Origin of the sequence: Mycobacterium sp., from assembly GCF_052145595.1 — a bacterium.
Lineage (GTDB): Bacteria > Actinomycetota > Actinomycetes > Mycobacteriales > Mycobacteriaceae > Mycobacterium.
The window spans coordinates 1-23,964 of record NZ_JBKQOI010000193.1 but is presented as its reverse complement, the minus strand read 5'-3'; the positions used below and the strand labels follow the sequence as shown (position 1 = coordinate 23,964).

General features: G+C 66.6%; 10 protein-coding genes and 2 pseudogenes. 3 read left to right on the top strand and 9 right to left on the bottom strand.

Annotated features, from left to right (window positions below; genetic code table 11):
- Nucleotides 1-6: 6 nt before the first annotated feature.
- Complete coding sequence (locus ACLP4W_RS17580; protein ID WP_442388077.1) at nucleotides 7-3,264, bottom strand: helix-turn-helix transcriptional regulator; 3,258 nt, start codon at nucleotides 3,262-3,264, stop codon at nucleotides 7-9.
- A 232-nt stretch (nucleotides 3,265-3,496) separates the two neighbouring features.
- On the opposite strand from ACLP4W_RS17580, the gene lysA reads away from it, so the two are divergent.
- Both lysA and ACLP4W_RS17570 read left to right on the top strand, forming a co-directional pair.
- Nucleotides 3,497-4,840 (top strand): diaminopimelate decarboxylase, encoded by a 1,344-nt coding sequence (gene lysA, locus ACLP4W_RS17575; protein WP_442388052.1) that lies wholly within the window; start codon nucleotides 3,497-3,499, stop codon nucleotides 4,838-4,840.
- Between the two features lie 5 nt (nucleotides 4,841-4,845).
- Nucleotides 4,846-5,697 carry a rhomboid-like protein gene (locus ACLP4W_RS17570; protein ID WP_442388050.1) on the top strand — a complete coding sequence of 284 codons (852 nt, stop codon included), beginning with the start codon at nucleotides 4,846-4,848 and terminating at the stop codon, nucleotides 5,695-5,697.
- A 12-nt stretch (nucleotides 5,698-5,709) separates the two neighbouring features.
- Here the strand turns inward: ACLP4W_RS17570 and ACLP4W_RS17565 are convergent.
- The 5 genes and pseudogenes from ACLP4W_RS17565 to ACLP4W_RS17545 form a co-directional block, all read right to left on the bottom strand.
- A pseudogene (locus ACLP4W_RS17565) lies at nucleotides 5,710-5,943 on the bottom strand (response regulator transcription factor); the annotation flags it as partial.
- A gap of 35 nt (nucleotides 5,944-5,978) precedes the next feature.
- Nucleotides 5,979-8,021 carry a glycoside hydrolase family 172 protein gene (locus tag ACLP4W_RS17560; protein ID WP_442388048.1) on the bottom strand — a complete coding sequence of 681 codons (2,043 nt, stop codon included), beginning with the start codon at nucleotides 8,019-8,021 and terminating at the stop codon, nucleotides 5,979-5,981.
- A 74-nt stretch (nucleotides 8,022-8,095) separates the two neighbouring features.
- Complete coding sequence (locus ACLP4W_RS17555) at nucleotides 8,096-11,263, bottom strand: ATP-binding protein (protein ID WP_442388046.1); 3,168 nt, start codon at nucleotides 11,261-11,263, stop codon at nucleotides 8,096-8,098.
- Nucleotides 11,264-11,364: 101 nt separating this feature from the next.
- Complete coding sequence (locus ACLP4W_RS17550) at nucleotides 11,365-14,535, bottom strand: ATP-binding protein (protein ID WP_442388044.1); 3,171 nt, start codon at nucleotides 14,533-14,535, stop codon at nucleotides 11,365-11,367.
- A 214-nt stretch (nucleotides 14,536-14,749) separates the two neighbouring features.
- The gene (locus tag ACLP4W_RS17545; protein ID WP_442388075.1) at nucleotides 14,750-18,010 is read right to left on the bottom strand and encodes a helix-turn-helix transcriptional regulator; all 3,261 of its coding nucleotides are present in this window, start codon (nucleotides 18,008-18,010) and stop codon (nucleotides 14,750-14,752) included.
- A gap of 332 nt (nucleotides 18,011-18,342) precedes the next feature.
- Here ACLP4W_RS17545 and ACLP4W_RS17540 point away from each other — a divergent pair, with 332 nt between their 5' ends.
- On the top strand, nucleotides 18,343-19,440 hold the full coding sequence (locus tag ACLP4W_RS17540) for a GGDEF domain-containing protein (protein WP_442388042.1): 1,098 nt from the start codon (nucleotides 18,343-18,345) through the stop codon (nucleotides 19,438-19,440).
- A gap of 564 nt (nucleotides 19,441-20,004) precedes the next feature.
- On the opposite strand, the gene ACLP4W_RS17535 is transcribed toward ACLP4W_RS17540, so the two are convergent.
- The 3 genes and pseudogenes from ACLP4W_RS17535 to ACLP4W_RS17525 form a co-directional block, all read right to left on the bottom strand.
- A complete protein-coding gene (locus tag ACLP4W_RS17535; RefSeq protein ID WP_442388040.1) occupies nucleotides 20,005-23,178 on the bottom strand; it encodes an ATP-binding protein in 3,174 nt (1,057 codons plus the stop codon).
- Between the two features lie 285 nt (nucleotides 23,179-23,463).
- Nucleotides 23,464-23,640 (bottom strand): annotated as a pseudogene (locus ACLP4W_RS17530) (response regulator transcription factor); the annotation flags it as partial.
- A gap of 112 nt (nucleotides 23,641-23,752) precedes the next feature.
- The coding region (locus tag ACLP4W_RS17525) for a hypothetical protein (RefSeq protein WP_442388038.1) at nucleotides 23,753-23,964 on the bottom strand (212 nt) is incomplete at its 5' end.

The following is a 23,964-nucleotide window of genomic DNA, read 5'->3' as shown; positions in this document are numbered from 1 at the left end:
CAGTCGTCAGACCTGGCGGGCTGCTTCCTGGGCAAGTTGCACCCGGGAGGTGAGGCCGAGTTTGGCGTAGACGTGGGTGAGGTGAGATTGCACCGTCCGCGGTGAGACGAAAAGCCGTGCGGCGATGTCGTTATTGCCGAGCCCTTCGCTGACCAGTCGCACAACGTCGCGCTCCGCCGGCGTGAGCGCGGCCCAGCCGCTGGTGGGTCGTTTGCGTTGGCCGCGGCCGCGCTGGGCGTAGGCGATCGCCTCCTCGGTGGACAGGGCGGCGCCCTCGGCCCACGCGGCATCAAATTCTTCGTTGCCCATTGCATTTCGCAGCGCCGCCACCGACGCTTCGTACCCGGCGTCGTAGACCTTGAAGCGCACCGCGCCGATGCGCAGCCGGATGGCTTCAGCTGCGCCGAAGAGGCGGGCCGCTTCGCGGTGACCAACGGCCTCGCCGACCAGAGTGCCGAGGCATTCCAGGATGTCGGGGATGAACAGGTACGCCTCGACTTCGGCGGCACGCGCGAGCGCGTCGTGGGCGTCACGCTCAGCCTGGTCTGGCTCACCCTGTGCGATCGCCACGCGGGCGCGCACCATCAGCGCCTCCGACAGTACCGCGCCCGTCGTTTTCGATGCGACGTCGTCGGCCAAGTGGCGCGCCGCGACCAGATCCCCGCCCGCCAAGGCGACCTGCGCACTGAGGACTCGCTGTATCGCCGGCGTCTGGGGCAGGGCACTCATGTGCTGCCCCACCGCCTCGGTCGCGTCGAGCGCCGTCGCGGCATCGCCGGCGGCGAGGGCAACTATGGCCAACGCCGCGTAGGCGAGGCTCGCCTTAAGCCCGCCGAACTCGGCAGCCGCCTCGACGGCCGCGTCGACGGCGGCCCGGGCCGCAGCTGTGTCACCCTGGTACGCCAGCGCGACGCCCTGGTACGCGAGGCTGTCCGCCCTAAAGATCTCATCGTGAGCTGCCTCGGACTCGTCGCCCACCGCGGCGAATTGTGCTACCGCTCCGGCCAGATCACCGTTAGATACCTGTGCGATTCCGAGGCCCAAGCGGCACCGGCGCGCGTCGAACCGGTCACCGATCGCGTCGGCGAGATCGCGTCCCTCTTGGGCGGCCGCGCGCGCCGCGAGCGGGTTACCCGCGGCGCGTGCCGCTGCGGCTTGCGCGATGAGGATCTGGCTGAGCCTCAACCGGTCGCCCAACGCCCGGGCTAGGCCGATCGCCTCGGCCAAGTACGCGCGGGCCGCCTCCGCGTCGAAGTAGCTGGCGATGTAGCCGCAGGCGGTGAGCGCCCGCGCCAGCAGGGCCGGGTCCTCGACCTCGCGGGCGATCGCCAGGGCCTGCTGAGCCTGATCCGGGCTGTCGGCGGCGCCCGCCCATAGGCCGAGCATGGCGCTGTCCGCGAGCGCCCGCGCGAGTACTGCGGGCGCCACTTCGGCGTGGTGAGCGTTGTCGTCGGCCAGGGCGGTGTCGAACCAGATCAGGCCTTCCCGGAGGCGTCCCCGCGCTTGCCACATCGGCTGTAACGACGACGCCAGCGCCAGGGCCAGTTCGACGTCGGAGTTTTCCCGGCTCCAGGAAAATGCGGCGCGCAGGTTGTCGATCTCGGTTTCGGCCTGCTCGATGCGCTGCTCATAATCACTGCCTGCCGGGGCGTCGAGCACCGCGGCGATCGCCGTGTAGTGATCGCGGTGACGGGAACGCACGCTGTTCGCCTCGCCGGACTCGCCAAGTTTTTCCAGCGCGTATTGACGCACCGTCTCCAACAGCCGGTAGCGGGTTCGGCCCCCGCTGTCATTGGCCACCACCAGCGACTTATCCACTAGCAGGGTGAGCAGGTCCAGCACCTGGAAGCGCTCCACCTCGTCATGGCCAGCGACCGTTTGGGCTGCGGGCAAGTCGAAGGCACCCAGAAAGGCGGCAAGCCGGCGAAACAAGACGCGCTCGGGCTCGGTCAGCAGGGCGTGGGACCAGTCCACCGAGGCGCGCAGGGTCTGCTGGCGGCGCACCGCGGTGCGCGCACCACCGGTCAACAGCCGGAACCGGTCATGCAGGCTCTCGACGATCTCGGCCAGCGACAACGCCCGCACCCGCGGGGCCGCCAGCTCGATCGCCAGCGGCAACCCATCCAGCCGCCGGCAAATCTCAGCCACCGCGGCAGCGTTGTCGTCGGTGACGGCGAAATCGGGCCGAACATGGCGGGCCCGGTCGGTAAACAGTTCAATGGCTTCGTCGCCCACCGACAGCGACGGCACCCGCCAGCCCACTTCACCGGCCACCCCGATCGCCTCACGGCTGGTCGCCAACAGCGTCAACTTCGCACCGGCGCGGAGGAGGGCAACGATCAGTGCTGCGCTGGCATCCAGCAGATGTTCACAGTTGTCCAGCACCACCAGCATCCGCCGGTCGGCGACAAACCGGGTGAGTGTGTCCATCGTGGAGCGGCCCGGTTGATCGGGTAACTCCAGGGCGCGAGCCACCGCGATCGGCACAACATCGGGATCGGTGATCGGCGCCAGATCCACATACCACACCCCGTCGCAGAACTCACCGGCCAGCTGGCCCGCGACCTGCACCGCCAACCGGGTCTTGCCCACCCCGCCCGCACCGGTCAACGTCACCAACCGGTTCTCCGCCAGCAGCTCGCCCACCTGGGCCAGCTCTGTGTCACGACCCACGAATCTGGTCAACTGCACCGGAAGTCGCCGGGAGACAACGGTGCTGGATACCCGAAGGGACGGGAACTCGTTGACCAGGTCGGGATGGCAAAGTTGCATGACCCGCTCGGGACGGGGCAGATCACGCAGCGGTTGCGTGCCCAGATCGGTCACCCACGCGCCGGAAGGCAGCCGATCGACCACCAACTGCTCGGTCGCCCCCGACAGCAGGGTTTGGCCACCGTGCCCCAGATCGCGCAGCCGCGCCGTGCGGTTGATCGTCGGACCCGCGTAGTTGCCCTCGTCGCGCAACTGAACCTCGCCGGTATGCACACCGATCCGCAGCCGGATCGGGGCCAACGGGGCGCGCTGCAGCTCCAACGCGGCCGCCACCGCATCAGATGCGCGGGCGAACGCCGCCACGAAGCTGTCGCCTTCCCCCTGCTCGACCGGCCGCACACCATCGTGTGTGGCGATGATGCCCGACACCGCCCGATTGAGACGAGCGACGGCCGCGGTCATCTCGCCTGGTTGGGTCTCCCACAGCCGCGTCGAGCCCTCGACGTCAGCCAACAGCAACGTCACCGTGCCGATCGGCAAAAGCCCGCTCACGCTCAGTTCGCTCCAGTCCACCAGCGGCGCGTCCACACGTGGATCAATCTCGCTCATGCTAGCCAGCATGCGACGGCCACGCGCAGCAAAACATCAGCGAAAACGCTGAGATCGCGCCCAAAAGCGCGGATCTCACTTGCCACCGTGCTGAAAACGTGAAGATTAGTGACCCAGGTGTGAAGGCTTCGTTAAGAATGTGGCCTATCCTGCGTCGAACAACCACCGTGGAAGTATGTCGCTGTTCGAGCTGCTTCCGTCGCTGGAGCACGGGCTGAACCCGCACCTCGACCGCGCGATCTGGCCGCTGAGTACCTACGTCGACGAACTGGGCCGATTGTGCGTCGGCGGGGTCGCCGCCACCGAGCTCGCGGCCGAGTTCGGCACCCCCACCTACGTGCTGGACGAAGAAGACTTTCGGGCCCGCATCCGTGGCTATCGCGCCGCGCTTCCGGGTGTCGAGCTGGTCTATGCCGGTAGGGCGCTGCTCAGCGCGGCCGTGGCCGGGTGGGCCACCGCGGAGGGTGCAGGCGTGGACGTCTGCTCGGGCGGCGAACTGGCCACCGCCCTCACCGGCGAAGTGCCACCGTCGCACATCATCCTCGATGGCAATGCCAAGACCGCCGGCGAACTGGATGACGCGGTCGCCGCCGGGGTGGGACGCATCGTGATCGACACCCCGAACGAGATCGCACTGCTTGCCGGGCGGGTCCGCCGTCTTCAACGTGTTCTTGTCCGGGTGATTCCCGACATCGACGCCGTCGGCACCGGGGTGCTCGACCAGAAATTCGGCTTCGCCTTGGCGGGTGGCGAGGCGGCCCGCGCAATCGAGCGCGTCCTGGATCAGCCGTGGCTGGACCTGGTCGGGTTGCATTGCCAGATCGGGTCGCAGCTCACTGACGCCGGGCTATACGGTCAAGCGATCCGGCAAATGATGGCGTTGATGGCCGAGGTCCGTGATCGCCACCAGGTCGTACTGACCGAGTTAAATCTCGGCGGCGGACACGCGGTCCCGTACGTTTCCGGCGACCCGGAACTCAATCCGCGGGCGCTCGGTGCGGTCGTCGATGCAGAACTCCAATCCGCTTGTGCGCAATACGATTACCCCCGCCCGCGGATCGTGATGCAGCCCGGCCGGGCGATCGCCGCCCGCGCCGGGATGACCCTCTACCGGGTGGTCGCTGTCAAACGCCAGCCCGGCGGGCGCATCTTTGTCGCGGTGGACGGCGGCACGAGCGACAACCCGCGGGTAGCGCTCCACGGCGCGAAATACACGGTGGCACTGGCCAACCGGCACCCCTCGGCCGCCACCGCGCCGGTGACGGTAGTGGGTCGGCACTGCGACGCCGGGGACGAGATCGCCCGCGATGTCGAGCTCCCCGCTGACATCCACCCCGGCGATCTGCTGGCGGTGGCCTGTACCGGCGCCTACCACTATTCGTTGGGGTCGAGCTGCAGCCTGGCGGGCCGCTCGCCGCTGGTCGCCGTCGCCGGCGGCAAGTCGCGTGAGTTGGTGCGCCGCGAAACCGTCGCCGACCTGCTGGCCCGCGACTGCGGCTGGTCCGGACGAGCGCAATGAGCCCAATGACGATGTCTGGCATGGCGGTTCGCGACAACACCGGGAGCCGGGCAGCGGTGGCTGCGCGCGCGTTGTCCGGCGCGGTGTCGGTGCGTATCACGGCGGCGTACGCCGCCGTGCTGCTCGCGGTTTCACTCGGGCTTACGGCGCTTGGTCCGCACGCCCGCGAGGCCGTCGTGAGTCGCATGAGCACCAACTTGCACAATCTGGCGCGCGGGCGCCTCAGCACGCTGGTCGGCAGCGCGTTTGTCGACGACGGCGGCAATGTCTTTGCGTGGCTGCCCGGACTGGTGTGCTTGCTGGCTTTGGGTGAATTGATCTGGCGCAGCAGAGGTTTGCTCCTCGCTTTTGCGGTCGGTCACATCGGTGCCACGTTGCTCGTCGCGGTGGGGCTGGTCGCCGCGCTCAAGGCCGGGTGGCTGCCGTTCTCCGTCGCGCGGGCGACCGACGTGGGTGTCAGTTACGGCGCGGTGTGTGTTCTGGGTGCGCTGACGGCATCGATACCGTCACGCTGGCGCGCGGCGTGGGTCAGTTGGTGGCTTGGCATCGCCGTGACGGTAGCCATGGGAGCGGACTTCACCGCCGTCGGGCATGTTGTGGCACTGCTGCTTGGAATCGGTCTGTCCTACCGATTGCCCTCGACGGCCGACTGGACACCCATACGAGTCGCCTTGCTGTCCGGCGGTGCCACCTTCGGCTATTTCGTGCTGTCAGGGTCATCGGTGGCGGCAACGGCAGCGGGACTTGCGGGTGCGCTGATCGCGCTCCTCGCTACGCAGGTATCGCGGTCGCGCGGCCTTGAGCGCCCAATGTCTCAGCGGCAACCCGAATTTGTGCCGCAGCCGGCGCTGTTGTAGTAGCCAAACGAGTCAGGCCTGGCGGGCCGCCTCCTGGGCAAGTTTCACCCGCGAAGTCAGCCCAAGCTTGGCGTAGATGTGCGTCAGGTGGGACTGCACGGTGCGCGGTGAGACGAAAAGCCGGGTGGCGATGTCGGTGTTGGCGAGTCCTTCGCTGACGAGGCGGACGACGTCGCGTGCTGCCGGAGTGAGCGACGCCCAGCCGCTGGTGGGGCGTTTTCGTTGGCCATGGCCGCGCTGAACATAGGTGCAGTCAGGTTTCTTTGGTCCTGCGTGATCGCTTAATCGGCAAGCCCTGTCAGTGTGTCTACGTGGTAGTGGCTCGCAGTCCAGGGTGGTGCGCCGGGGATGGGTGTGAGTGTGACCGCTATGCGGGCTTTTCCTGCCGTGAGAGATTCTGGCACGAGGTAAGTGTCATCGCGCCAACGGCGTGAGTTGTTACTGCGCGGCTCTAACCAGATCCCGGCGGACATGCCGTCGATGGCAACGTCTGCGGATTGATAGCCGGTCGCTTGGTCCGACGTGCGGCGCAGCAGGAAGCCGTGGTTGTCCGGGTCAATTTGGACGTGAAATGTGATCGCAGCGTTGGTGGTTCGGACTAACCCGACGACGGGCCGGATGTCGTCGCTCCCCTCGTACTCGCTGATCAACGGTTGATCCGAGGCGGGGTCGTCGGTGTAGTCGTGCACGAGTCGATTGACAGGATCGGTGGGGTTGACGTCGTCGCTGGGCGTGATCGTGTCGCTCGGCTGTGTGTAGAGGAAAGCCGTTGAGCTGTAATCGGGTTGGACCATGTTGCGTTTGCCGTGCTCGATGCCGAATCGGATTGCGGAGTGGTAGTCGATAGCGTCGGCGAGCATGAGCCGATAGGCGGCGACGCAGTAGTCCGCACATCCGCCGGTGGCCGTTCGTTGATCGGGTTGGCCGGTGAGCGGGTCGCTGTAGCGGGTGCCGTTCTTGAAGTACCAGCCGCCCTCGTAGAAGTCCTCGGTGCCGGTGCCGTACCACTGGGGCGAGGCCGAACCGTCGGTGTATACGCGTTCGGCTCCTTCGAGAAAGTAAGGGGCGTCGTCGCTGAATGACGTTTTGGTCCGGGCACCGCGGATGGTGTGACTGACGCCGACGAATTTGCCGTGGCCATGTTCATCGGCGAACAACCAGTCCTGACCGAGAGTCGTTGGTCCGGCATGCGACCGTGCGGTGAAGTAGCCTGCGCGCCCGCTGGCCAGCGCGGGCGCCCACTGCGGGTCGGGTGTGGTCACGACGTCGCTGTCGATCCCCGGTACGGGATCGCCGGTTGTGTTGACGAGCGTGATGTGGGCGGTGCGGGCGAAAGGCATTGGCCACCAAGCCGACAACGACAACGGCCCCGCGGGTTGTGGGATCGCCGCGAACATCAGCGATTGCACCTTGTTGGTGCCGAGTCCGGCGCCGAAGAATTCCCCGAGTGGCGAGTTGATCATGGTTTGGCCGTCGAACTCGATCTGGAGCCGCAGCCCGGCCAGGAGTTGATCCGTCGGTTCCGGTAGCTGCAGGCGCAGAGCCGAGATCATGCCTGACCCAGTCGATTCCGCGATCGTCACCCCTCCGTCGGCGGGGAGGTCGACGACTTGATGGTTATGCGCTGCTGCAGGTGCCGCCGGTTTGGGGTCGACGGTGCCCGCGGCGCGGAGGGTGGCGATTACATCGAGCGCGGGGTCGGAGGGCGAGAAAGTGGTCACGCCGTCGGCGGTCGAAAACTTTCGATAGTCGACGTGGTAGTACTGCAAATTCGTTGCGACGCTGATCCGCATCGACTGCCGATACGGCATCGGCACCTTGATGTAGTCGCCGCCCGGCGACTGCCTGGCGTTGGCAACAAGAGGCCACACGAATGGCGCACCCAGCGCACCATCGACCAACGATTGCAACGGTGCATCTAGCACCGTCTGCCCATCCAGGTCGATGCGGATCCTTCCGATCGCGCGCACATTGCCGCCGTCGCGGGTGAACCAGATCGAATCAATCTCGCCGGCACCGCGATCCTCCGCGACGATACAGCCGGCGCCACCCGATGCCAGACAACCGCCGCTACCGTTGTCGTTACCGGTGGAGAGGTCGAAATTGCCGCCGCTCCGGTCGAAGCTCGACACCTGCAGCGTCCGTGTGTCGGCGCTCAGATACGGCAACCGATCCAATCGGCGGTAGGTGTCCCAGCCCACCGGCCTTTCGCCGAGTCCCCGGATAACCGGCTCGGCGGGCGCGGTGGCCGCGGCTACAACAGCGGCAATGGCCAGCAGCAGCAAGGCGAACGTCGCGGACAACGCCCTAACAGCCACCGGCATAGCAACAAAGGCTACTTTTCGCGGTCGGGCTGACGCGATTTGACTTGCTTGGCTCCCTTGCTACCCGGCCGCCCTCACGCCATCGCCTCGGCCCACGCGATATGCCCCTCGAACCCAAGCGTTTCAGCCATATCGCGGTAGCGGTCCCTCAGGTCCGTGTAGGCCGCGGTATCGCCACGCGCCCCCGCCAATAGCGCTCGCAGCCGCAACAGCCAGATGTCGCGCACCACGAAGTCTCCCGCGGGCTGGCGTGCCAGGCGATCGATCGCCGACTCGGCCTCGGCCACGTCATCGTCAGCGCCGCGATCGAGGAGTGCCTCCACCAGAACACCCGTCGCAGGAATGCCCCACGGCAGCAGTTGTCCCTCGGGGAACAGCTGGTCAAGGGCGGCGCGCATCACCGGTATCGCCCCATCGCGGTCTCCGTGCCGAGCCATCTCACGTGCCGTGTAGACATCGATGAGCGGCAACTCGCCGAGATTTTGTCCCTTACCCACCAACGCATCGCTGACCTCGGCCAGGAGCTGCCGTCCACGGTCACGCTCCGCAGCCGCGTCGCGGTGCATCAGCGCAACACCCAGCGTCACGCGGATCAAACCCAACGCCAGATCATCGCCGGATCGTTCGGCCTTGTTTAGCGCAGCCGCAATTTCGCGCATCGCGAAATCGCCAGGCCGTAGCACACCAAAGGATATTCCTGCCAGGTAGACGTATGTCACGACGATGGCGTATGACGTCGAGTCGGCGCTGCGGGCCATGGCGACGCCCTGCCGTAGGCCGTCTTGCCATTCCGCACGACCCAGGCAATAACGGGACAGAGCCCGCGTCGTCAAGGCGATCGCTAACGGCGACCCGAAAATGAAGTTGCCTTTAGCCGGGTCACCGTCGGCCAGGTCGATGACTCCTTGTGACCACCGCAACGCGTCAGGCCACGCGGCGTTTTCAATTTTGGCGTAGATGGTGGCGGTGGACAGCCCTACCGTCAAGGTCGGATCACCGATCGACTCGATGAGCGCCATGGCTTCAGATGCCAGCTGCGACGCCTCCCGCATCCGGGCTTGGAAAACGTGATCCATCACCAGGCCCTCCATCCCAATGGCCAGTGACGCCTTGTCCCCGGCGGCGGCGCACAACTCCCGCAACTCATCGAACCGCTCACCGACAACGTTGTGGACTCGCCAGGAGATCGCGCACAACATGGTGCGCGGGGAAATCCGCATCGCTGCCCGGTGCGGGTCATCGGCGGGTAGTGCGTCGGCGATCTTTTGGGCGCGCTCCCAATTCAGTCGCGCCGTAGCGATGTCGCGGTTGGTCGCCCACGTTGCCGCGCGCATGTGCCAGCCGTAGGCGGCCTGCAAATCACCGGCAGCCTCGAGATGCTCGGCGATCAGCGCCGCGTTCTGGTCGGCTGATTGCGGCTCGCGCGCTTCGATCGCGGTGGCCAGCCGCCGGTGCAGTTCGGCGCGATCCGATTTGAGCTGAGCTTCGTAGGCCACGGCGCGGATCAGCGGATGCCGAAACGCGTACTCGGCGTGCGGAGTGAACCGCACTTGGTCGATGAGCTCGGCGGAGATCAGCTCCTCGAAGTAGGGATCAATTCCCAAGCTGTTCAACAGATCACAGCTAAAGCGAGACCCGATCACCGCCGCGGCGGCAAGCGTGTGTTTGGCTCTGGGATCGATGCGGTCTATGCGGGCGGCGATGGTGGCCTGCAACGTGGCGGGTACGCGCACGTCGGCGATATCCGCGTGGCAGGCGTAGCCACCAGGCTCGCCGACCAGCACGCCACGTTCGGCCAGCTCGCGGGCGATCTCCTGGGCGAAGAACGGGTTACCCGCCGCGCGTCCGGCGATTATCTCGCCGATCTGGCCCAGTGAAGGATCAGGGCCCAGCAGTTCGGCGACCAGCGTTTCGGTTTCCGAATCGCTCAGTGGCCCAAGGGCGATGGTCTGCCCGCCCGGAAGACGTTGTAAGGCGCCGCGGTACTCGGGCCGATAGGTGATCAGCACCATCGAGTGGGTCTGAGGGATCACCGCCACAAAGTCGGCGAGCATGGATTCGCTGACCTCGTCGATCCAGTGCACATCCTCGATTACGAAGATCGCGGGTTGGATGCGGGCCAGTTGAGCCGTGTTGATCAACGCGGTCAATCGCCGCCGCCGGGCATCCGGGTCGATCCTGGGCAGCTCGACATTCGGATCGACGATGCCCAGCAGGTCATCCAACAGGAGCAGGTCCTGCGGATCCGCGTCGGGAAATCGCGTCCGCACACGTTCCCGCGCGGTCTGATCATCTAGACCGCTGACCTGCCCCACAGCGCGCAGCAGCAGCGCCACCACCCGAAATGGAACGTCGGTGGCATGGGGTTCGCAAAACACCGAAAACCCCTCAACTCCATTACTTTTCGCCAGCTGCAGGGCTTCTCTGGCCAGTCGGGTCTTGCCGATGCCCGGAGGGCCGACCACGCCAACCAGCGACCCGCGTCCCGCCATCGAGCGATCCAACATCGCCGCCAACGTGGCCAACTCCCACCGACGGCCGACTAGCGTCGACTCCGAGACACCGACCCGCTCACGCTGCGTCATCCCCAGTAACCGCCGCACCCAAACCGCATTGGCGGCGCCCTTGATGCGCACCTCTTCCCGCTCGCCCAGCACCGCCGAATCATCGACCAGCCTGGCGGTGGATGCGCTGAGCATCACCCCACCCGGGGGCGCCACCGACACCATCCGCTGCGCCATCCCCACCTGCTCCCCGATGGCGGTGTGACCTAAAGCGGCCGGACCGATCTCACCGGCAATCACCTGACCGGAATTGAGGCCCACCCGCAGCCGCAGCGTGACATGATCGCGGCGTTCGACCTCGGCGGCCAGGTGGCCTATCTCCTGCTGGATGTCCAAAGCCGCCATGCAGGCTCGGATCGCGTGATCCTCCATGGCAACCGGCGCGCCGAATACCGCCATGACGCCGTCGCCGGTGAACTTGTCCACCGTGCCGCCATAACGCTGCACCACCACGGTCGCACGGTCGACCAGCTCGGTCATGATCTCCCGCAACCGCTCCGCACCCACGGTCGCTGCGATGTCCATCGAGCGCGCAACATCGGCGAACAGCACCGTCACCTGCTTGAACTCCGCAGGTGCGGCGGCGGCCGCGGCAACCGGTGCACCACATCCGTGGCAAAACCGCGCATTCGCCAGAGGTTCGGTGCCGCACGCGCGGCACGCCAGTCCGGCCGTCATCCGACCCTCCGCCAATCCCGGCCCCCGAGTTCCACGGCCATCTCAGAATAAGGTGCAGCACGGCTGATGTAGCCGCAACTTCGCGCAGCTTGTTTCGCACGTCACGGCATCGCGTCGGCCCAGGCGAGGTGGCCTTCAAAGCCAAGCGTTTTCGCCATTTCGCGGTAGCGATCCCGGAACTGCGCGTAGGACCCTGCATCGCCGCGAGCCCGCGCCAGCAGTGCCCGCAGCTTCAAGAGCAGGATGTCGCGCAGGGCTATATCGTCGTCGGATGGCGCGGCCGCTAATCGCTCGATCGCGGCCTCAGCCTCGGCCACGTCATCTTCGGTGCCGCGGCCGAGTAGCGTCTCCACCAGAACACCCGTCGTCGGAATGCCCCACGCCAGGAGCCGTCCCTCGCGGATCAGCTCGTCGACGGCGTCGCGCATCTGCGGTATGGCGTCAGCGCAGTCTCCGCGCCTTATCCTCTCGCGTGCCAAGTAGACGTTGACGAGCTGCAATTCGCACATGTTGTGTCCCCGGCGCAGGAACGCTTCTCTGACCTCGGTCAGGAGCTTGTCTCCCCGGTCACGATCCGCATCCATTTGGCGGTGCATCAGCGCCACACCCAGCGTCATCCGGACGTGGGTCAACGCGAGGTTGTCACTGGATCGTTCCGCAATCTGTAGGGCTTCCTCGATCTCGCGGATCGCAAGATCGTCGGCGGTCAGGACTCCAGAGATCAGCCCCCCGACGTAGACGTAGCCGACGACAGTGGCGTAGGACAGTGCGTCTGCGCTGCGGGCCATGGCCAGGGCCTGTTGCAGGTCGTCTCGCCATCCGGGAAGGCCGAGGGCATAGCGGGCAGTCGCCCGCTGCGCCAGGGCGATTGCCAGTGGCGAGCCGAACAACAAGTTGCCCTTAGACGGGTCACCGTCGGCCAGGTCGATCACCCTTTGCGACCACCGCAGTGCGTCAGACCGCGCACCGCTCTCGCCCTTGGCGTAGATCGGCCCCCAGGACAGACCCACCGTCAAGGTGGGATCGCCGATCGATTCGATGAGGGCCATGGCTTCGGATGCCAGCTGCGAGGCCTCGTGGACGTGGGCGTGATGCGCGTAATCCAAGACCAGCGCGATCATTGCGATGGCCAGCGACGCTTTGTCCCCCGCGGCGGCGCACAACCCCCGCAATTCCTCGAAGCGGGTGCCGGCCACGCGTTCATGGACTCGACGGGAGGTGCCGCACAGCATGGTGCGCGGTGCGATGCGCATGGCCGCTCGGTTGGGGTCCTCGGCGGGCAATGCGTCGGCGATCTTTTTGGCGCGCTCCCAACTGAGTCGTGCGGCGGCGATGTCACGGTTCCTGGCCCAGGTGGCGGCCCGCAGGTGCCAGCCGTAGGCGGCGTGCCCATCACCCGCGGCCTCGAGATGTTCCGCTATCAGCGCCGCATTCGCGTTGGCCGATCCCGGCTCGCGGGCTTCGATCGCGGCGGCCAGTTGCCGGTGCAATCGGGCACGATCGGATATCAGTTGCGATTCGTAGGCCACGGCGCGGATCAGCGGATGCCGAAAAACAAATTCGGGATTCGCGGTGAACCGCACCTGATCGATGAGCTCGGCGGCGACCAACTCGTCGACGTGCGGATCGATTCCCAGGCTGGTCAGCAGATCGGAACCGAACCGAGAGCCGACGACCGCCGCGGCGGCAAGCGTGTGTTTGGCCGCCGGTTGCAGCCGGTCGATGCGCGCGGCGATGGTCGCCTGCAGCGTGGCGGGCACATGAATCTCACCAACATCGGCGGAGCTGGTGTAATGGCCGCGCTCGCCTACCAGCACACCGCGGTCGGCGAGCTCACGAATCATCTCTTCGACGAAGAACGGGTTACCGGCCGCGCGTCCCGCGATGACCTCACAGACCTGACCCATGGACGGATCGAGGCCCACCAATTCGGCGACCAGCGTTGAGGTTTCCGCATCACTCAGGGGTGCCAGCGCCAGCGTCTGTGCGCCCGCGGCGTACTGCAGGGGTCCGTGGTATTCGGGGCGATAGGTGAACAACACCATCGAATGGGTTTGGGGGATCACCGCAAGAAAGTCGGCGAGCATCGATTCGCTGACCTCGTCGATCCAGTGCACATCCTCGACGACGAACACCGCCGGTTTGGTGCGGGCCAGTTGGGCGGTGTTGATCAGCGCGGTCAACCGCCGTCGCCGCGCATCCGGGTCGATCTTCAGCAATGCCGCCTCGGGCTCGGCGATACCCAGCAGGTCGTCAAGCAGAAGCATGTCCTGCGGGTCGGCGTCGGCAAATCGCGCCCGCACACCTTCCCGCGCGGTCTGATCATCAAGTCCGCTTACCTGCCACACGATGCGCAGCAGACGCGCGACCACCCGGAACGGGACGTCGGTGGCGTGCGATTCGCAAAAAGTGGAAAACGCTTCGACGCCACGGTCTTTCGCCAGCCGGATGGCTTCGCGGGCCAGTCGCGTCTTGCCTATGCCAGGAGGACCGACCACGCCCACGACCGACCCGCGGCCACCCATCGAGCGATCCAGCATCGCCACCAACGTGGCCAACTCCCAATCGCGGCCGACCAACGTCGACTCCGAGACACCGATCCACTCGCGCTGCTCCACCTCCAGCAGCCGCCGCGCCGGCATCAATTCTCCGGCACCATTGATAGGCACCATCTCGGTCTCACCTAGCACCGCCACGCCCTCGACCAGCCGCGCCGTGGATTCGCTCAGCATCACCCCGCCTGCGGGCGCCGCCAACTCCATCCGCTGCGCCACGCCGACCTGCTCGCCAACTGCGGTGTAACCCAAGGACGCCGAACCGATCTCACCGGCAATCACCCGACCGGAATTCAGCCCAATGCGCAACCACAGATCAACGCCGTCGCGGCGATTGACATCAAGGGCCAGGCGCTTGGCCTCATCCTGAAGACCCAGCGCGGCCAAACACGCCCGCACCGCGTGATCCTCCAACGCCACCGGCGCGCCGAACACCGCCATGATGCCGTCGCCGGTGAACTTGTCGACCCTGCCGCCGTAGCGCTGCACCACCGCCGCCGAACGGTCGACCAGTTCGGTCATGATCTCGCGTAACCGCTCCGCACCCACCGCCGCGGCGATGTCCATCGAGCGCACCACATCGGCGAACAGCACCGTGACCTGCTTGTACTCCGCACGTGTGTCGGTATCGGCGACGGGTGAGCCACATCCATGGCAGAACCGCGCACTTTCCAGGGCTTCGGCGCCGCACACGCGGCACGCCAGCACGGCCGTCATCCGACCCTCCGTCAATCCCGGCCCCCGAGTTCCACGGCTTTCCCAGCATAGGCTGCCACCGGCTGATAAGCGCGACTGCACGCCCACTTGTTTTCCCTCTTCAGGTCGGTGTCCCTGCTCGGCTGAACCCGTTTCGGTCCGACCGGCATCTTCGGGGCGTCACTGTTGTCGGCGAGTTTTTCGCCCGCTTTCAGAAACATGCGGTCGCGGAGGATTAGGCCCGGCGGGCTGCTTCCTGGGCCAGCTGCACGCGCGAGGTGAGGCCGAGTTTGGCGTAGACGTGCGTGAGATGGGTTTGCACGGTGCGTGGGGAGACGAAAAGCCTTGTGGCGATGTCGTTGTTGGCGAGCCCTTCGCTTACCAGCCGCACCACGTCGCGTTCGGTGGGGGTGAGCGACGCCCACCCGCTAGCGGGGCGTTTGCGCTGGCCCCGACCGCGCTGAGCGTAGGCGATCGCCTCCTCTGTAGACAGCCCGGCGCCCTCGGCCCACGCGGAGTCAAAGTCTTGCTCGCCCAAGGCATCACGCAGTGCCGCCACCGAGGCTTCGTATGCGGCGTCCCAGACCTTAAACCGGACCTCGCCGATGCGTTCCCGAATGCCGTGTGCCGCGCCGATAAGCCGCGCCGCTTCGCGGTGACTGCCGTCCTCGCCGGCCAGAGCGGCGAGACACTCCAGGGTGTCAGCAACGCCTGAGCGCGTCTGGATGTCGGCGGCGCGTGCGAGCGCGTCGTGGGCGTCACGTTCCGCCTGCTCCGGCTCCCCTTGCGCGATCGCCACCCGGGCGCGCGTGCCCAGCGCCGACATCAGCCACCAGCCGGTCGACATCGACACTGCCTCGTCGGTCCAACGGCGGGCGGCAGCGAGATCGCGGTCTGCTAGCGCGGCCTCGGCATTCCAGATGCGCTGCACTGCCGGCGCGCCACCGCTCACGACAATCGGGTAATGCAGGGCGGCCTCACGCGCCTCGTGCGCCGCCGCGAAATCTCCGGCGGCCAAGGCCGCGAATCCAGACACCACGTGCCCTAGTACCGCGAACCTTCCGCCAAGCTCCGCGCCGCCCTGCAGGGTCGCCTCGGCCGCCGCCCGGGCCGCGGCCACCTCACCCCGGTATGCGAGTGCAACGCTCTGGCCCCCGAGGCTGAGCACCCTGCCCATCTCGTCGTGAGCGGCCTGGGCCTCGGCGGCCACCTCGCGGTGTTGTGTGACGGCTCCGACCAGTTCACCCTGCATCATCCGCGCCGATCCGAGGTAAAAGCGACACACACGCGAGTTGAAGCCATCGCCGATCGCGTCGGCGAGGTCGCGTCCTTCCTCAGCCGCCGCGCGCACCGCGATCGGGTCACCCGCCGTGTGCGCCGCACTGGCTTGCCAGGCCAGGATCTGGCTCAGCCGCCACCGATCGTCCACGGCACGGGCCAGGCCGATCGCCTCGGCGAAGCATGCCCGGGCCACCTCGACGTGATAGCCCAGGCTGGCGGTAAACCCGTAGGCGGTCAATGTCCGGGCCAGCAGGGCCGGGTCATCGACGTCTCGCCCGATCGCCACGGCCTGTTCGGCCTGATCCAGGCTGTCGACGCCCAAATAAGCATCGAGAACGGCCTTGTCGGCGAGCGCCCGCGCCCGCACCGCGGGCGCCACCCCGGCATGGTGCGCGTCGAGGCCGGCCAGGGCGGTGTCGAACCAGGTCAGCCCTTCCCGGAGGCGCCCCCGCGCTTGCCACAGCGGCTCCAGCGACGACGCCAGCGCCAGGGCCAGTTCGACGTCGGAGTTTTCGCGGCTCCACGAAAACGCGGCGCGCAGGTTGTCGATCTCGGTGTCGGCCTGCTCGATGCGCTGCTCATAATCACTGCCTGCCGGGGCGTCGAGCAGGGCCGCCTGCGCCGTGTAGTGGTCGCGGTGGCGCGTGCGCACGCTGTCCGCCTCGGTGGATTCGCCGAGCTTTTCCAGGGCGTATTGGCGCACCGTCTCCAGCAACCGGTAGCGAGTGCGGCCTCCGCTGTCCTCGGCCACCACCAGTGACTTGTCGACGAGCAGGGTGAGCTGATCGAGCACCTGGTAGCGCTCCAGGTCACCACCGCCAGCGACTGCTTGGGCCGCGTCTAGGTCGAATCCGCCCAGGAAGGCGGCCAGCCGGCGAAACAAGACGCGCTCGGGCTCGGTCAACAGCGCATGCGACCAGTCCACCGAGGCGCGCAAGGTCTGCTGGCGGCGCACCGCGGTGCGCGCACCACCGGTCAACAGCCGGAACCGGTCATGCAGGCTGTCGCGGATCTCGGCCAGCGACAACGCCCGCACCCGCGCCGCGGCCAGCTCGATCGCCAGCGGCACACCATCCAGGCGCGCACAGATCTCGCCCACCACCGCGGCACTGTCATCAGTGAGGGTGAAATCGGGACGGGCATGGCGAGCCCGGTCGGTGAACAAGTCGATCGCCTGGTCGGCCAGCGACAGCGACGGCACCCGCCAACTCACCTCACCGGCCACCCCGATCGCCTCACGGCTGGTTGCGAGGAAGGTCAGCCCCGGCGCGGCACCCAGGAGGGCGACGACCACCTCGGCGCTGGCATCCAGCAGGTGTTCGCAGTTGTCCAGCACCACTAGCATCTGTCGGTCGCGAACAAACCGCAGCAGGGTGTCCATGGTGGAGCGGCCCGGTTGGTCGGGCAGCCCGAGTGCACGCAAGACCGTCACGGGCACAAGGTCGGGATCGGTGATCGGCGCCAGATCCACATACCAAACACCGTCACCGAACTCGCCCGCAACCTGGGCCGCGACCTGGATCGCCAACCGGGTTTTGCCCACCCCGCCCGCGCCGGTCAACGTCACCACCCGGTTCTCCACCAACAGCTCCCACAGCTGGGTCAGCTCCACATTGCGGCCCACGAAGCTGGTCAGTTGCACCGGAAGACGATTGGAGACAACGGTGCCCGATACCCGCAGCGGCGGGAACTCATTGACCAGGTCGGGATGGCACAGCTGCACCACCCGTTCCGGGCGTGGCAGATCGCGCAGCGGGTGAGTCCCCGAATCGGTCAGCCACGCGCCGGCCGGGAGTCGATCGACGACCATAACCTCGGTCGCGCCCGACAGCACCGTCTGACCCCCGTGCGCCAGATCACGCAGCCGCGCGGTTCGGTTGATCGTCGGACCGGCGTAGTTGCCCTCATCCCGCAGCTGGATCTCGCCGGTATGCAGCCCAACCCGTAGCCGGATCGGCGCCAACGGGGCCCGCTGCAACTCCAAGGCACACGCCACCGCGTCGGAGGCACGGGCGAACGCGGCCACGAAACTGTCGCCCTCACCCTGCTCGACCGGGCGCACCCCATCGTGGCCGGCGATCACCTTGGACACGACTTGGTTCAGTCGCGCAAGAGCGCCGGTCATCTCGTCGGGTTGGGTCTCCCACAGCCGCGTCGAGCCCTCCACGTCAGCCAACAGCAACGTCACCGTTCCCGTCGGCAAAAGCCCGCTCACGGCCAGCTCGCTCCAATCCACCAGCGGCGTGTCCACGCGTGGATCAATCTCGCTCATGCTAGCCAGCCTGCGGCCAACACGAGGCCCAAAGCATCAGCAGAAACGCGTAGACCCAGCGACTACCTACGCGAATATTTCCCACGTCACTCGGGATCGCCGTGGTGGTGAAGCGTGGTCGGTGTCGACGAGCCGCTGGGCGATCTCAACGACCTCAGTCACCCAGCGTCGGTTTCTTGGATGTAGCGCTTCCACCGCTGCGCGGCTGGCTACCCAGTTCCCGCCCACGACGGACTTCACGCACGTTACTGTGACCGCCAGGGTTTGTCCTTCCGTTGGCCGGCGATTATCAGAGAGGCATCTGGGGAATGTCACGGCTGAAGGCGTGGTGGGACGAACCCGATCAATTCGATGCAATTTGCACATTCCTGCGCCAGCGTGGATTGCTGCAGCCGACGCAGCTGACCATGGTTGTCGTCGCCGCGTCGGCGGTTGTGGTGCCTATAAGCGAGCTGGTCAGCCAGCACCATCCCACCCCTGCAGCGCTGATGGCGGGCGCGATCACTGTGATTTTCATCGTGGTTATGGCCATCTTCTGGCTGACACGGTGGCCAACTCGCCGACAGTCGGCGACCGCAGCCGTCATGGCGACGGCGTGCATCGGCGCGTGGACTGTTACCCAGGCCAATGCGACCATGGCGGCCCTGGCCTGCACAGCGAGCGCTGTCATCGGCGGATATATCGCCTTTTTCCACAGCACCCGACTCGTCGTATTCAACGCCGCACTGGCTGGCGCGATCGCCACGGCGGCGACGCTGCGGTTGGCCAACGAGATTGACGTGGGCACAGCCATTGGAGCGTTTTGGGTGATCGTCTTTCTGAATGTGTCGGCTCCGCTGTGCATCCGGGGCATGTCGCGCGCGATGTGCACCTATGCCGCGCGGTCCGATGAAGACCCCCTTACCGGGCTGCTTAATCGGCGGGGCTTCATCGATGCCATCAGCCTGCGTCTCGCGCAGCCGTTAACGACGACGCATACGCACCTGGCGGTATTGATGGTCGATCTTGACAACTTTAAATGGGTCAACGACACGCACGGTCACGCCGTTGGCGACAGCGCCCTGGTGGCGGTGGCCGACCTTTTCCGAGAATGCCTGCCGCCGCACGCAGCGATGTGCCGGGCTGGGGGAGAGGAGTTCGTGATCGCATTGACATCGTTGCCGCCGGATGCCGCGCTGCTGGCGACGCGGTTGTGCAGTGCCATTGCTAGCTTGTCCTTCCAAGTCACCGCCAGCATCGGTGCGGCCGTCTCTGAGCTGCCTCGGTTCAGCGGCCCGGACCGTGCGGGTTGGATCGAACAGCTCATCGCGGCGGCCGATGCGGCGATGTATGCCGCTAAACGCAACGGGGGAAATCAAGCCCAGCATGCCTGATCGCATGCTGTTTCTCGGCCCGCTGATTGTGGGCTTTGCAGCCAGATCACGGACACCAGGGCGGGATCGGGCAGAAATTAAGGCCCGGTGGCGGCGGTGGCGGCGCTGGCGGACTATCTCCCTCGAAAATGTTATTAGCGACATTTCCCTGGCCAGGCTGGACGTACCAGTAGGTGTGGCAGACATTTGCGTCCCAACGCACTGGGTTCACACGAAGATTGCCGGTCTGCACCGGGGGTCCCCTGGGCACCAACGACATGGCCCCGCTGGGTGGTCATTAGGACAGCCGGGCCAGGCATGGTTGTCTAGCGGCACAGGGCCAGGCTGGGCCTGGGCGGTACCTGCGCTCATCCCCACCACGCCCGCGACGCTGCCCGACAGCAGCACAGTCGTTGCTAACCCGACGATTAGTCGCTTCATAAACCTGGGATTGTCCTCCTCAGCAGCGTGGCTTGTACTGCGAATACGCCCAAATCGCGGCGTCCTTTTCACGTTGGCCCCTTCGTTGCTATCGGGCCGTGGTCGGCCTTGCAGCAAGTGGACACCGCCGCCCTCCGGGTATGGTCACGCCATCGCGTCGGCCCAGGCGATATGCCCCTCGTAGCCAAGCGTTCTCGCCATGTCGAGGTAGCGATCCCGCAAGTACGCGTACGCCGCGGCATCGCCCCGAGCCCGCGCCAGCAGTGCCCGCAGCCTTAGCACCCAGACGTCGCGTATCACCAGACCCTCATCGGCTGGCGCGGCCGCTAACCGCTCAATCGCGGCCTCGGCTTCGGCCACGTCAGCGTCGGTCCCGCGATCGACCAGTGTCTCCACCAGAACACCCGTCGCAGGAACGCCCCACGCCAGCAGCGGTCCGTGGCGGAACAGGTGGTCGACGACGGCACGCATGAGCGGTATCGCATCATCGCGATCTCCAGCCCGAGCCCGCTCGCGCGCCAAGTACACATTGACGAGCGGTACATCGCACAGGCGGTATCCCCGGCGGACGAACACGTCGCTGACCTCGGCCAGCAGCTCTTGTCCGCGGTCACGCTCCGCGGCTGTTGGGCGGTGCACCAGCGCTAGGCCCAGGGCCATCCGGGTGACGGCCAACGCCCCGTTGTCACTGGATCGTTCGGCAATCGCTAGCGCATCCTCGATCTCGCCCATCGCGGAATCGTCGGCCCTCAGCGCGCCGTACGGTATTCCGGGGAAGTAGACGTAGGTGACCACGATGGCGTAGGACAGTGGGTCGGCGCTGTGTCCCATGGCAACGCTCTGCCGCGTGTCCCGGCACCATCCGAGACGACCCAGGGAATAACGGGCCGCACCCCGCGACAGGAAGGCGAGCGCTAACGGTGACCCGAAAAGGAAGTTGCCCTTAGAGGTGTCACCGCCGGCCAAGTCGATGACCCGCTGTGACCACCACAGCGCGTCACAAAACTCAGCGTTTTGTAACTTGGCGAGGATTACCGGGAAGGACAGCCCCACCGTCAAGGTTGGATCGCCGATGGACTCGATGAGGGTCCAGGCTTCCGATGCCAGCTGCGACGCCTCGCGCATCCGGTCCTTAAACAAGTGATCCATCACCAGTCCCCCCATGGCGATGGCCAGTGACGACTTGTCCCCCGCGACGCTGCACAACTGCCGCAATTCATCAAAGCGGTCCCTTGCCGCACGGTCATGGACTCGCCAGGCGGTCCCGCACAACATGGTGCGCGGGGCAATGCGCACGGCTGCGCGGTTGGGGTCATCGGCGGGTAGGGCGTCGGCGATCTTTTGGGCGCGCTCCCAACTCAGTCGCGCCGCCGCGATATCGCGGTTGGTCGCCCACGAGCCCGCGCGCATGTGCCAGCCGTAGGCGGCGTGCAAATCACCAGCGGCCTGCAGATGCTCGGCGATCAGCGCCGCGTTCTCGTCACCCGCTGCCGGGTTACGTGATTCGACTGCCGTCGCGAGGCGCCGGTGCAGCTCCGCACGATCCGACTTGAGCTGGGCTTCATAGGCCACCGTGCGGATCAGGGGATGGTGGAACACATACTGGGGGTCTCCGGTGAACCTCACCTGGTCGACGAGCTGGGCCGCCACCAGGTCCTCCAGGACAGGATCAATGCCCAGCGTTTCCAACAAGCCCTGGCTGAACCGCGAGCCAATGACCGCCGCCGCACTCAGGGTGCGCTTGGCCGCCGGGTCAAGCCGGTCGATGCGCGCGGCGACGGTCGCCTGCAAGGTGGCAGGCACGCTCACCTCGCTAACCTCAGCCGCCGACAGGTATGCGCCCGGCTGGCCGCGCAGCACACCACGCTCGGCCAATTCGCGCACCATCTCTTCAGCGAAAAACGGGTTACCGGCAGCCCTCTCGGCAATCTTCTCGCCCAGCTCACCAACCGAGAGGTCGGGGCCGAGCCAGTCTGAGACCAGTGCCGCGGTTTCTGAATCACTCAGCGGCGCAAGGGCGATGGTCTGAGCACCGGCACCCCGGCTCAACGCGCCCCGATATTCGGGGCGGTAGGTGACCAGCATCAGCGAGGGCGTCTGCGGGATCACCGTGGGGAACCCGGCCAGCATCGATTCGCTGGCCTCGTCGATCCATTGGGCGTCCTCGATAACAAAGACCGCCGGTTCGGTGCGGGCCAGCAACGCGGCATTTACCAGTGCGGTCACCCGCCGCCGCCGGGCATCCGGATGGACCTTCGGCAGCTCCACATCGGAATCGGCGATGCCCAGCAGGTCATGGAAAAGCAGCAAGTCCTCGGGGTCTGCGTCGGGAATGCGGTCGCGCACTCGATCGCGAGCGGTCTGCCCATCAAGCCCCCCGACGCCGGTGGCCGCGCGCAGCAGCCGTGCGACGGCATAGAAGTGGACTTGGTTGGTGTGTGATTCGCAGAAGGCGGTGAATACGTCGGCACCACGGCGAGCCGCCAGCGCCGCCACTTCACGCACCAGGCGGCTCTTGCCGATGCCGGGTGAGCCGACCACGCCGACCACCGCGCCGTGGCCATCGATTGCACGCTCCAGCAAGCCTTCAACGGCGGACATCTCCCACTGTCGGCCCACCAGAGTCGACTCAGCACGCCCGCCAGGCCGATGCCGTTCTCCGATGCCCAACAGCCGCTGGGCCGCCACGGGCTCGTCGGCACCCTTGACGCGGAGCACCACTGGCTCGCCGACAGTCGCAGCGCCCTCGACAAGTCGCGCCGTCGACGCGCTGAGCATCACCCCACCCGGAGGTGCCACCGACTCCATCCGTTGCGCCATGCCGACTTGCTCACCGACGGCGGTGTAACCGAACGGCCCTGAACCGATTTCGCCGGCGATCACCTCGCCGGAGTTAAGTCCAACGCGCAACTGCAGCTCCACGCCGTCGCGCTCTCGCACGTCGACGGCAAGCCGATGTGCCTCCTCCTGAAGGCCCGAGGCCGCCAAACACGCGCGAACGGCGTGGTCCTCCAATGCCACCGGCGCGCCGAATACCGCCATGATCCCGTCGCCGGTGAACTTGTCGACCGTGCCCCCGTAGCGCTTCACCACCACAGCCGAACGCTCGACCAGCTCGGTCATGATTTCGCGAAGCCGCTCTGCGTCGACCGCCGCGGCGATGTCCATCGAGTGCACCACGTCGGCGAACAGAACCGTCACCTGCTTGTACTCCGCAGGTACGGCGGGCTCGGCAACCGGTGCGCCACATCCGTGGCAGAACCGCGCGTTCTCCATGGGTTCGGTGCCGCACACGCGGCATACCAGCACGGCCGTCATCCGACCCTCCGCCAATCCCGCCCCCGCATTCCACGGCTCTCCCAGGATAAAGCGTTAGACGGCTGACGCCCTCGCAAATTCACGCACGTTTGTTTTTCGTCTTCCGATCCGTATCCCGGCTCGGCTGCACCCGTTTGGGCTCCCCCGGCATCTTCGGGTGCCACCGTGCTACTGATCATGCTCAGCTGCGCATTTCCAGCGTGCGAGCATCCGCCATGCGGCGGCAGGTTGACGGGCGAATTTTCGCCCTTGTTCAGCGACCCTTCGGCCGCATCCCGGCGGCGTTCAGGTGTGGCCGGCCGCTTCTTGGACGAGCTGGACGCGCGAGGTGAGGCCGAGCTTGGTGTAGACGTGGGTGAGGTGGGATTGCACGGTGCGCGGTGAGACGAAAAGCCGCGTGGCGATGTCGTTGTTGGCCAGTCCCTCGCTGACCAGTCGCACCACGTCGCGCTCGGCCGGGGTGCGATGCCCACCCGCCTCCGACGAGACAAAGGGCGTCGCCGAACAAGCCGCGTGATCCCAAACGCCAGTCCTGCTTCGCGCCGGTGGCCCAAGGGCACCGCCTTTGCGGCGTTTACAACCTGTCCATCTCGCGTGCCATGCGGGCGCTCTCGATGTAGTACATACGGCGCTGCACGTCGTGGTGTGGCCGTGAGCGTGCTTCGGTCGTTGAGGTCGCGAAGACCCGGCCCAGGGCAGCCATCAGCCGGTTCTTGGGCCGCGGCGCCGCGGCGACCGCGGTGCCGAACATCACCTGCTGCTCGGTGATCAGAACTTCAGCGGAGG

Excerpts from the sequence above, each read along its gene's own strand:
- ACLP4W_RS17555 (WP_442388046.1), bottom strand. The coding sequence starts at position 11,263 with ATGACGGCCGGACTGGCGTGCCGCGCGTGCGGCACCGAACCTCTGGCG.
- ACLP4W_RS17535 (WP_442388040.1), bottom strand. The coding sequence starts at position 23,178 with ATGACGGCCGTGCTGGTATGCCGCGTGTGCGGCACCGAACCCATGGAG.
- ACLP4W_RS17560 (WP_442388048.1), bottom strand. The coding sequence starts at position 8,021 with ATGCCGGTGGCTGTTAGGGCGTTGTCCGCGACGTTCGCCTTGCTGCTG.
- ACLP4W_RS17550 (WP_442388044.1), bottom strand. The coding sequence starts at position 14,535 with ATGACGGCCGTGCTGGCGTGCCGCGTGTGCGGCGCCGAAGCCCTGGAA.
- lysA (WP_442388052.1), top strand. The coding sequence starts at position 3,497 with ATGTCGCTGTTCGAGCTGCTTCCGTCGCTGGAGCACGGGCTGAACCCG.
- ACLP4W_RS17570 (WP_442388050.1), top strand. The coding sequence starts at position 4,846 with ATGACGATGTCTGGCATGGCGGTTCGCGACAACACCGGGAGCCGGGCA.